This window comes from Dokdonia sp. Hel_I_63, from assembly GCF_007827285.1.
Classification (GTDB): Bacteria; Bacteroidota; Bacteroidia; order Flavobacteriales; family Flavobacteriaceae; genus Dokdonia.
Window position 1 is genome coordinate 1710975 of record NZ_VISD01000001.1, and the last position, 11645, is coordinate 1722619.

Consider the following 11645-nt stretch of genomic DNA (forward strand, 5'->3'; position numbering starts at 1 on the left):
AAATCAATGGTAAGTTGTTTATTAATATATAAACTCACAGGAATTTTATACGAAAGAGCGCATTTATATAAATGCGCTCTTTTTTATTTATTTAATATTTGTTCTATCTATTTCGCCCGCATTGCTTTCTTAAAAATGCTTCTTGTAGTTTTATTTAATGCATAATCAAGTGGCTTCTTACCTTTATGGTTCATTTGATTTGGATTTGCATCATTGGTTATCAAGAGTTCTATTATAGGTAGCGCATATTCCTTTTGACTAGCTAGAATATGTAATGCCGTATCACCAGATGAATCTTGAATGTTTATGCGAGCGCCAAGTTCAATGAGCATTTGCATAATTAATTTACTCTCTTCAGTTAATGATCTACTTAGGGTATGTATTGGGTAATTACCATTATCAAAAGCAGTATTTAAATCTATTTCTTGCTGTTTCACAAGTAGTAATACTCCTTCAGTAAACTGATAATCTATGGCTATTCTTAAATGCTCTTGACTGCATGTAGCTCCATTTTTAATAAGCTCTTTTAGAGAACCTATCATTTTATAACGGATAGCATCTTCAATAGCTAGGGAAGGATTTGCTCCATTATATAGTAGCCTTTTTGCAACTGATAAATTTCCTTTACGTGCTGCGCTGCGAATAAACTCATTACTATTTAAACTAGATACATAATCCATTAGTAATAAAATAAGAGGTTCATTTTTAGTTTCCATTGCATTAGCTAATGACTCATCAGCTTTAGCTCCGCTTTTTAATAAGGAATTTACAATTTCAATATTTTCTGTTTTTGTTGCGTCAAGTAATGCTTGGTTGAGGTTAATGTCTCCTTGATTCACAAGTAACTCAACAAGACCTAGGTTTTCATTTGTAATTGCTGATTCGATGAGTCGTGGGTCTGTAGTGTCTGCCCCCATAGAGATTAAGTACTGACTTATAGTTTGGTTCTCTATAGTTATGGCTTTATTAATTCCGCTACTAGGGTTGCTATTATTAGAAACCAATAGTTTTACCATGTCAACATTTTCACCAGCTACAGCAAGGGGTAACAGATTATCAACATTCATCCCTTCTTTCTTTGTAGCAATCACAGATGCTGCAAAAGGTAAGTTGTCTTCTTTAATAGCTGCTTTCATAGCTACATGTGGGTTTCCATTATACAGGTTTAATACATCATTAAATAATTGAGCATCATCTTTCTGAGCAGCATAAAATAGTGCGCTGTCTGGAGCTGCCTTATTTTGAAGCGCGACATTGATAGCTTTGATATTCTCTTTGATGATGGCATACTCTAATGACTCAGAAGCGTTTCCCCCATTTTTAAGTGAGATATCTAGAATTTCATAATTATTATTGTCTGTTGCTATATTAGGGATTTTATTACTGCTTATACGTGCATTCTTATTAATAAAGTAATTGAATAACGCTGTGTTATCAAGCATTGATGTGACTTCGAGAGTATTTTCATTTGCTTCAGTTACAGGTATGATTATATTTTTAAGATCTTCATTATCATTTCTCAGAGCGCTATCTAAAAGAGATGCATCTGCGGTTGCACCAAGTATTGTAAATTTTTCAGCGAGGTCAGCATCATTGTTTTCTACGGCTAGAGATAGTTCTTTTTTACCTGCTTCAAATGCATCAAACTCAACACTCATTAAAGCCTTGACAGATGGATAATGATAGGTGTCTAGCGCAAATGATAAATCATTGTTTACAGGAGTAGCTCCTTCTCTCAGTAACGCATAAATAATAGGTTCACTTTGAAAAGCAACCGCCTTATAAATCATATTATTTTTAAAAGGAGCACCTCTTTCTAAAAGGATTAATACTTTTTGTTCATCAAAATATTCTTTAAGGAATAGTAAGTCGAGATCTTCACTGGTTGGTATTACTCCTTTGTCTAGTACAAAATTTAAAATTTGAGAAGATTGTTTTGAAGTAATAATAGCAGCGATTAAACCCGGGATTCTTCTAGTTGCATTTTGTGCCAATAAAGTTTTCATGCGAGCTAGATCGCCTATGTTTGCAGCTCTTACAATTTCTGTTTGTAATGCAGTATTGTAATGTTGTGCGCTATTTTCTAATAATTTTTTTTCCTTTTCTAGGGACAATACGTAAGCCACTTCATAAATATCGCCGTCTATAGTCGTTATCTCCACATCTTTATGAATATCCCTTACGAGTGCTTCTTTATAAAAAGTTTTTGCTTCTTCCGGACCAGAAACTCGTAAGCGCTTGCGTTCTCTGCTTTTGACTAGTTTTTTTGTATCATCCCATACACTTACATATCCTTTTTCTAAGTCCTCAGGTTTTGCTGTAATGATGACTTGCTTATTGAGTTTTATTTCTTCGTCAGTGATTAAGGTTTCTAGCCGTACACCGCCACGATCTATGAGTGGTGCGGTACGTAGCATAGCTTCGTCTTTTGAAAATCCTCCAAAAAATAAATCACCCGTATAGGCATCCACATCACTTGAGGTAGCGCCAGCACTTTTTTTAACTAGTTTGTCGATAGCTTGTTTGAAACGTAAGGAATATTTAGTGAAATAAGCAGAAGGCTGCGGGGCATGTAATTGATTTTTACAAGTGCTTACAGCTATTTCAATAACACTATCTAGTAATTGTATTTTCCTTTCTGTTTCCTGTATGTTTTCTGTAGTTAGGCTTCTAAATGCCTTAGTCCAGGGTTGTAGTGAGACATCTATGGGGGCAGTATTGTTTTCTAAAGTAGCTTGCCAGTCTGTAAACCATGGTGCGTTTATATCACCTCCCTTTGTAAATGAGCTGCTAGATCCAGCGGTAATGTATGGATCTGTATCCTCTTGATTTTGATGTGATGCACTAATATCTTCAATTACCTTTTTCTTAAATAAGTCACGATCATACGGAGAGTATATAAAGTCGTCACTTTTTATTAAGTTTCTCTTTAAGAAAAGACCTCCATAAATGACTTCATGAGCATAATGTGTGCCGTAACGATATATAAATCCTTCTGGGGTGATATCGCGTCCTAGTCTTTTAAAATCTTCAACCATTGCACTATCTAGTACGTTAGAAGAAACAGCTACAAGTATATCTTTTGATAATGGTATTTGTTTTTTAGTATAGACTAATAGGGTTTTATTTGACTCATCGTTATTAAAGCCTTTGTAATGTGCTTCACTATGTAACGCATGATAGGGTTTTGAAAGCGTATCGGCATTTAAAATTTGTTTTTCAAACTCGTAGGGAGATGTTATAAAATGAAAACTCTCAATTGGACTAGTATTAATAGGAGTGCTATGCACGGATCCATGGATAAGTTGTTTTCCTTTTGAAGATCCTAGCCAGTCTAAGGCATCAACATAACGTATGTCAAAACCCTGCCCAATGAGATTAGGATTTAGTTGTTGCTGGCAGAATAAAGGGTTATTTAAAATTAATAGGAATAGGGGGAGCATAAAGTATTCCTTTCGGAAAAAGCGTGTAGTCTCCAAAGGCAAAGGTGTTAGTTAAATAAAATGGTCAATAAGTATCTAAAATACTTATAAAAAAGCTAAGAAAAAATTCAATTAGATTAAGGTGTAAATAACTGGATTAAAGAGGGTTTGAAGTAAAATGTTTGTAAGAAACGACTGATTTTTAATGATTTTTATCACGCTTTCGCGAAAGCGTAATTATAAAATATAAAATAGAAATAAATATTTTAGAAACTTGGTCAAACTGTTTGTAAATCAATTTTAAAGCCCATTATATAATCCCTATTTTTGCGATGTAAAATTTATAGATGAGCCAAGAAATTTCTAAACGATACGCACAACGCGGAGTCTCTGCAGGTAAGGAAGATGTGCACAATGCCATTAAAAATGTAGACAAGGGATTGTTTCCTAAAGCATTTTGTAAGATTGTACCAGACGCACTTACGGGAGACGAGGATTATTGTCTTGTAATGCATGCAGATGGGGCAGGAACAAAATCTGCTCTTGCATACATGTACTGGAAAGAAACTGGTGATATCTCTGTATGGAAAGGCATCGCTCAAGATGCTCTTATCATGAATATAGATGATCTATTATGTGTGGGTGCAACAGACCATATCATGCTATCATCAACAATAGGGCGTAATAAGAATGTAATTCCAGGTGAAGTTATTTCGGCCATTATTAATGGATCTGAAGAACTTTTGGCGGAGTTAAAATCTTACGGTGTTACCATTCACTCTACAGGTGGAGAAACAGCAGATGTAGGTGATCTTGTGCGCACAATCATAGTAGACTCTACTGTTACGGCACGTATGAAGCGCAGCGATGTTATTGATAATGCAAACATACGTCCTGGAGATGTTATTGTAGGTCTTTCATCGAGCGGTCAAGCGACTTACGAAAAAGAATATAATGGAGGTATGGGAAGTAACGGACTAACTTCTGCACGTCACGATGTGTTTGATAAGTACCTTGCACAAAAATATCCAGAGAGTTTTGACGCAGCAGTACCAGAAGATCTAGTGTATAGCGGTTCAAAAAAGCTTACAGATGCAGTAACGGGTAGTCCTCTAGACGCTGGCAAGCTTGTGCTTTCTCCTACGAGAACCTATGCGCCTATAATTAAAGATATTTTGTCCAAATATAACTCAGACAGTATACATGGTATGGTGCACTGTAGTGGTGGTGCTCAAACAAAGATTTTACATTTTGTAGAGGACTTACATATTATCAAGGATAATCTATTTGAAACTCCGCCACTTTTTAAACTTATACAAGAAGAGAGTGGTACAGACTGGAAGGAGATGTACCAAGTGTTTAATATGGGACATCGTATGGAGATCTACTGCCCACAAGAGGTAGCTCAAGAGCTTATAAAGATCTCAACATCTTATAATGTTGATGCACAAATAGTAGGTAGTGTAGAAGCTTCTCAAAGTGGAAAGAGACTTACTATAAAAAGTGAGAAAGGAACTTTTTCTTATTAATATACTTTATAAAGCACCTTTTAAAAGAGGGGATGTTATTATTAAACAAAAGGTCTGTATTCTTTACAGATCTTTTTTTATGCACGTGAAATGAGTATTAAGTTTTGTTTCACATACGGTAATAATTTGCTTTTAGGAAAGTTAGCTTTTTCTTTTAAGTTTTTTTTATGATTCAAGAAATCCAATGGCTATCGTTTTTTCGTATATTTTCTATCCCAAGTCAAATGATTATTTAACTACCCCTAATTAGTCAAATAGCTATCCATATGGAGAAAATTACATCAGCGATAAAATGTAGAAGATTACCATTAATCATTGGATTTGTAATTTTGATTAATATAATCGCCGTTATCACCTCAGATATGCAAATTATGAGGATGGTGCGTTTACTCACGATAGGGATTTATATTTCATATTATCTTTTTCAAGCTTCACAAAAGAGTCTTATAGTAATTCTAATTCTATTTGGATTACTTTCAAGAGATATAGCGGTTTTGTATTATGAGACTAGTTTAGGACATAAATTATATCTTATATTGGGTGTCGTCGCTTACGCAACTATCTGTCTAGAGCGAGGAGATATACTTAAGGTAATTAGTAGGGATAGAAGCGCTTTAATTTTTACTTTTATATTTATTGTTTTAAATACGTTTGCTCTCAATGAGATAACCAAATTAGTTAGTCTTGGCTTTCAAGGACCATTTGAACCATATCTCTTTTATGTGTACGGCGTATTTATGATTATTTTTGGAGCAACGGCTATTATTTATAATCAAGTATATAATAGCAATAGATCACTAGCTTATATTTTATTTATGATAAGCTTCCTCACTAGTGATGTCACTTCATTATTTGCTTATTATTTTGGTTATGAGATGCTTTTTTATGTAGATCGTGTCGCTTATGCTATAGGTTTAGGTCTATTTTCTTATACCGTTATTGAAACCAGTAGTCAGCTAGAAGAAGCGGAGCAGTATGATATGCTGTCTTAATGCTTTTTTTTAAATAATAAAAAGGTTAATAATTATCTAAATGATAGATATAAGTACCTTAATATTAGGTAATTATGAATTGATATTACTTGTTAAATTCACTTTTTTGTATCATTTACGACTTTATTTTACATATTTTTAGAAAAGTGAAAAGATTTAAGTTTTCCCCCAACCAACAACGAACTAATGCAATTTTCATTACGTGAAACAGGTAAAAGTTTACCATTAATAACGATAGGATTAATAGTCTTGAACATCCTTTCAATTTATTTAGGTTATAAGATTTACATTCTAAGGTATATTCCGCTTTTTACCGTGCTGTTTTTTCTAGTTTTTTATATAATTAAGACACCCAAAACTAGAGCCATTGTTGTATCAATTTTTGTAATGCTAGCATTACGGGAGCTTTCAGTTTTTTATTATTATAAAAGCTTTGGGCAAATATCATATATCCTCCTTGGTTGCTTGACGTACAGTCTTATTATCGTTAAGCGATTAGATATGTTCACTACATTTTTAAAAGATAGAGCAGCAATTATATGTACTCTCATTTTTATAATTCTCAACATACTTATTCTTAATGAATTGATAGGCTTAGTTAAGGATAGCTACCAAGGAACTTTCCAGTCTGGTCTCATCTTTCTTTTTGGAGTTATAATAAGTTTACTTGGCGCAATAGCAGTGTTGTATAACCAAGTAGTAAATAGTGATAGATCTTTGGCCTTTGTATTTTTTGTATTTTGTTTTATCTTCTCAGACGTGTCGTCTCTTCTTGGTTACTATCTCGATATTTATTTCTTCTATTATATTGATTTTATTTGCGCTACTTTAGGGTTAGCTTTTTTTGTCTATACGGTATTAAATACTAGGAATAATGAGGAAGAAAATAATGAACTCACCGAATTCTATTAACAGCTAATTGGTTTTTTTGCTTTCGCGAAAGCGTATATAGACCTCCATTTACCTTTCATTCCTTGTTTAAATTATCGTAAATTCGCTACTTATTATAGAAAGTAGATGTTAGAAAAATTACAGATCGTAAAGCAACGTTTTGATGAGATAAGTGATCTCATCATACAACCAGATATTATAACAGATCAAAAGCGCTATGTCCAGCTCAATAAGGAATATAGCGATCTCAAGGCGCTCATGGAAGTGCGCGAGGTATACATAGAACTTAGTGAAAATCTTAAAGAGGCCGAAGAAATCATAGCTGACGGTAGTGATGCAGAAATGGTTGAAATGGCCAAAATGCAATACGAAGAGGCAAAAACTGGTATTCCTGAACTAGAGGAAAAAATCAGAATGATGCTTATTCCTAAAGATCCAGAAGATGCAAAGAATGTCGTTGTAGAAATACGCGCTGGAACTGGTGGTGATGAAGCAAGTATTTTTGCTGGAGACTTGTACAGAATGTATACTAAGTATGTAGATTCTGTGCCAGGATGGAAACACAGTACGGTAGATTATTCTGAAGGTACTTCTGGAGGTTTTAAAGAAATCCAATTTGAAATTACAGGCCAAGATGTATACGGTACTATGAAGTTTGAAGCTGGAGTGCACCGTGTACAGCGAGTACCGCAAACAGAAACTCAAGGTCGTGTGCATACTAGTGCTGCAACAGTAATGGTACTTCCAGAAGCAGAGGAGTTTGATGTTCAAATAGAGCCTAAAGATGTGCGTGTAGATTTTTTCTGTTCTTCTGGACCAGGTGGACAGTCTGTAAACACAACATACTCTGCAGTACGATTAACACACATCCCTACAGGACTTGTAGCACAGTGTCAAGATCAAAAATCTCAACATAAAAACAAGGAGAAGGCTTTTAAAGTACTACGCTCGCGTTTATATGATATGGAACTTGCCAAAAAACAAGAAGAAGATGCCGCAAAACGTAACTCTCAAGTAAGTAGTGGTGACCGTAGTGCAAAAATTCGTACATATAATTACCCTCAAGGACGTGTAACGGATCACCGTATTGGATTAACATTATATGATTTACAAAATATCGTAAATGGTGATATTCAAAAAATTCTTGAAGAGTTAAGACTTGTTGAGAATACAGAGAAACTCAAATTTACCGAAGGCGAACTATAATATAATAAAGCTGATTATTATCTAGATCTGAAATAAACGACAATGAAAACAGCTGATTTAATTACCCAAATTAAAAAGAAGCAATCTTTTTTAATAGTTGGTCTAGATACAGATCTTGATAAGATTCCTGCGAATTTATTGAAGGAGGAAGATCCCATTTTTGCTTTTAACAAAGCGATTATAGATGCTACTCACGATTTATGTGTGGGCTATAAACCTAATACTGCTTTTTATGAAGCTTATGGTATCAAAGGATGGCAAGCACTAGAGAAAACCATTTACTATATCAACGAAAAGTATCCAGAGCAATTCACTATTGCAGATGCAAAACGCGGAGATATAGGGAATACATCTACTCGATATGCTAAGGCATTTTTTGAGGATTTAAACTTTGACTCTGTAACGGTTGCTCCATACATGGGTAAAGACTCTGTAGAGCCATTTCTTGAGTTTAAAGATAAGCACACCATATTACTAGCACTTACTTCAAATAAAGGAGCCTTTGATTTTCAAACCAAGGAAATTGACGGTAAAGAAGTGTATAAACACGTACTTGAAACATCTAAGTCATATACAAATAGTGAGCAACTTATGTATGTAGTAGGTGCTACAAAAGCTGAGTATCTTACAGATATACGAGCAATCATTCCTGAGGCATTCTTACTTGTGCCGGGAGTAGGAGCACAGGGAGGTAGTTTACGTGAAGTTTGTAAATACGGAATGACTAAGGATATAGGACTTCTTGTTAATTCTTCTCGAGGTATTATTTATAATTCTCAAGGAGAAGACTTTGCCATCGCCGCGCGCAATGTTGCACAGCAGATGCAAGAAGAAATGAGAGAGCTTATTTTAGAATATATCTAATATGAACGTTATAGATCAAATAGGCACTCGTCTTGAGTTTGATCATACACCACTGCGCATTGTTTCTTTAGTACCTAGTCAGACAGAACTTCTCGTTCACCTAGGGTTAGAAGAGCATATCATGGGTGTGACAAAATTTTGTGTTCATCCTTCTCATCTGCGTGGTGATAAAGAAGTTGTAGGAGGTACAAAGCAAGTAGATATTGCAAAAATAACCGCGCTACAGCCAGATATTATTCTCTGCAATAAAGAAGAAAACACAAAAGAGATTGTAGAAAGTTTGCGAGCTATTGCTCCGGTACACACATCAGATATTATAAGCGTACAAGAGTCTCTAGATCTCATACTACAATACGGATTAATTTTCAAAAAAGAGACACAAGCTCAGCAGCTAGTTACTGCTATTACAGAAGAGCGTAATCAATTTTTAAAGGAACTAAAGACATCAAGTCAAGGTAGTGTAGGTTACTTTATCTGGAAAGAACCAATGATGGTTGCTGGTGCAGATACTTTTATAAATACACTATTAGAAGAGGCTGGCTTTAAAAATACTTTTACATCTTTAGAAGGTAGATACCCAGAGGTCCAAGCAGAACAGTTAGCAAATCTTGATTACATCTTCTTATCATCAGAGCCTTTTCCATTTAAGGAAGAACACATCGCATTATTCAAAAAAAATACCACTGCTAGAGTGGTATTAGTAGACGGTGAGTATTTCTCTTGGTATGGCAGTAGGCTTTTAGCAGCATACTCATACTTTAGAAATTTACGAGCTCAACTAGAATTGCAAGAACTTTAATTTTGAATCTAGTTGCAGTGCTTCAAAGGTAAGCACATCACTTTGCTCATGATCTGTGTACTTTAAATTGTATGCCTCTTCTACAAGTTTTTTATGCTTGCGCTCCATGTAAGTCTTGATGCGCTGGTGTTTATATTGAGAATTCATATTACAATTAGGTTGATTTGGGGTTAAACTTATTTTCTCTACTTAAATGTATTAAAAAAAAATCAATCTAAATCACTATAACTATATAAAAATCAAGCAATTAATGTAAGAATAATCTTGTTAATCTTGAAGTGCAAATACACGTTGTAAAAGATCTGTAGTTCTACTTTGTGTTTTAGTACGGATTTCCTTTTCCTCCACCGCAATCATTTTATAAACCCCTTCAAGTGCTTGTTGCGTTACATAATCTGTAAGGTCAGGGTTTACATCATTAGTAAGTGGTAACTCGTTATACTTTGTAATCAGGTTAGTCCATATTTGATCTGCACCTACTTTTGTAAAACTATTTTTTATCACAGGATTAAATTTCCCATAAAGTACTGTTTGTGTTTTTCCTTCTAAGTATGAAGTCGCAGCATTGTCAGATCCTAATAAGATGTTGCGCACATCATTAAATGTAATTTGCTTTACTGCATCTACAAAGATTGGAGTAGCCTCACTTACTGCATCTTCGGCAGCGCGGTTAAGGGCTTTGATGCCTTCATCTGCAAGGCTTCCTAAGCCTATTGCTCTTAGTGTTTTATCTACTTTTTGTAACTCTTCTGGAAGTAAGATTTTTACTAATTCGTTTTTATAAAACCCATCTGTAGACGTAAGTTTTGTTACCTGTTTATCAATTCCAAAGTCTAACGCTTGCTTGAGACCGTTCCCTATCATTTGGTTGCTAATTCCAGAAGTTCCAGTTTCTGTAGGTAAACTATCTATTACGCCTTGCAATTCGGCACAAGAGATTAGTGAAAACAAAGCAAATACAGCGATAATCTTTTTCATGATACTATGGGTTTTAATGTGTGGTAAAGATAGTTTTTAATTGCGCTTTCGCGAAAGCGTAACTCAGCTTATTCATATGTTAAGTAAAAATCACCGTCTTATTATCGTAAACAAAACACTTGTGCTGTGCGTGTAATTTTATAGCTCTTGAGAGTACAATCTTCTCCAGATCTCTCCCTTTTGCAATAAGATCTGGAATCGTGTGGCTGTGAGTTACACGTATGGTATCTTGCTCAATAATAGGACCTGCATCGAGTTCTTCAGTAACATAGTGACTTGTGGTTCCTATAATTTTCACACCACGAGCAAAGGCCGCATGATAAGGCTTTGCGCCTACAAAGGCAGGTAAAAAGGAGTGGTGTATGTTTATAATGCGATGCGTGTATTCACTTATAATGGTAGGCGTCACAATCTGCATATAGCGAGCAAGAACGATAAAATCAACCTTAAATTTTCGCAGTAAGTCTAACTGGCGTTGCTCTGCGAGTGCCTTCGTACCTTTTGTGACGGGAATATGGTAAAATGGGATATCAAAATTTGCTGCAATATGAGCTAGATCCTTGTGATTACTCACAATAAACGGGATGTGTACTTGGAGTTCTCCAGCGTTATAACGACCCAGAATATCATAGAGGCAGTGATCATATTTAGATACAAAAATTGCCATTTGCAATTTTTGTGTAGCAGGATATAACTGCCATTGCATCTCAAATGGATCTCCTATGTCTTGAGCGAAATTTTTTGTAAAAAGCTCCACATTAAAATCTGCTTGTTCAAAAAAGCACTCTAATCGCATAAAGAACACATTTTCCTGCGCATCTACATGTTGATCTATGTAGGTGGTGTTTCCGCCATGATCAAGTATGAAATTAGTAACAGAAGCGATGATTCCCTTTTGATCTTTGCAATGTATAAGCAGTGTAAGATGTGCCATAAATCAGATTTTTATCACCTCTAAATTGCA

Annotated in this window: 10 protein-coding genes; 6 read left to right on the plus strand and 4 right to left on the minus strand. The window is 34.9% G+C overall.

Annotation, left to right across the window (positions count from 1 at the left end):
• Nucleotides 1-107: 107 nt before the first annotated feature.
• Nucleotides 108-3443 (minus strand): ankyrin repeat domain-containing protein, encoded by a 3336-nt coding sequence (locus JM84_RS07580; RefSeq protein WP_013749638.1) that lies wholly within the window; start codon nucleotides 3441-3443, stop codon nucleotides 108-110.
• A gap of 326 nt (nucleotides 3444-3769) precedes the next feature.
• Between JM84_RS07580 and JM84_RS07585 the strand changes: the two genes are divergently transcribed.
• The 6 genes from JM84_RS07585 to JM84_RS07610 all read left to right on the plus strand — a co-directional run bounded on the left by JM84_RS07585 (nucleotide 3770) and on the right by JM84_RS07610 (nucleotide 9703).
• Nucleotides 3770-4951, plus strand: a complete 1182-nt coding sequence (locus tag JM84_RS07585; RefSeq protein ID WP_013749637.1) for an AIR synthase related protein — start codon at nucleotides 3770-3772, stop codon at nucleotides 4949-4951.
• A gap of 329 nt (nucleotides 4952-5280) precedes the next feature.
• A complete protein-coding gene (locus JM84_RS07590; RefSeq protein ID WP_144783470.1) occupies nucleotides 5281-5943 on the plus strand; it encodes a hypothetical protein in 663 nt (220 codons plus the stop codon).
• A 501-nt stretch (nucleotides 5944-6444) separates the two neighbouring features.
• Entirely contained in the window at nucleotides 6445-6855 is a 411-nt protein-coding gene (locus JM84_RS07595) for a hypothetical protein (RefSeq protein WP_144783472.1), read from the plus strand.
• A gap of 105 nt (nucleotides 6856-6960) precedes the next feature.
• Complete coding sequence (gene prfA, locus JM84_RS07600) at nucleotides 6961-8040, plus strand: peptide chain release factor 1 (protein WP_013749634.1); 1080 nt, start codon at nucleotides 6961-6963, stop codon at nucleotides 8038-8040.
• 42 nt (nucleotides 8041-8082) lie between these two features.
• Entirely contained in the window at nucleotides 8083-8904 is an 822-nt protein-coding gene (gene pyrF / locus JM84_RS07605; protein ID WP_144783474.1) for an orotidine-5'-phosphate decarboxylase, read from the plus strand.
• 1 nt (nucleotide 8905) lies between these two features.
• Nucleotides 8906-9703: an ABC transporter substrate-binding protein gene (locus JM84_RS07610; protein WP_013749632.1), complete on the plus strand. Its 798-nt coding sequence runs from the start codon at nucleotides 8906-8908 to the stop codon at nucleotides 9701-9703.
• Here the strand turns inward: JM84_RS07610 and JM84_RS07615 are convergent.
• From JM84_RS07615 to purU, 3 genes are all read right to left on the minus strand, one after another.
• Nucleotides 9683-9850, minus strand: a complete 168-nt coding sequence (locus tag JM84_RS07615; protein WP_013749631.1) for a Lacal_2735 family protein — start codon at nucleotides 9848-9850, stop codon at nucleotides 9683-9685. The genes JM84_RS07610 and JM84_RS07615 overlap by 21 nt on opposite strands.
• 120 nt (nucleotides 9851-9970) lie before the next feature.
• Complete coding sequence (locus JM84_RS07620) at nucleotides 9971-10681, minus strand: DUF4197 domain-containing protein (protein ID WP_013749630.1); 711 nt, start codon at nucleotides 10679-10681, stop codon at nucleotides 9971-9973.
• Between the two features lie 79 nt (nucleotides 10682-10760).
• The gene (purU, locus tag JM84_RS07625; protein ID WP_144783476.1) at nucleotides 10761-11615 is read right to left on the minus strand and encodes a formyltetrahydrofolate deformylase; all 855 of its coding nucleotides are present in this window, start codon (nucleotides 11613-11615) and stop codon (nucleotides 10761-10763) included.
• Between the last annotated feature and the right edge of the window lie 30 nt (nucleotides 11616-11645).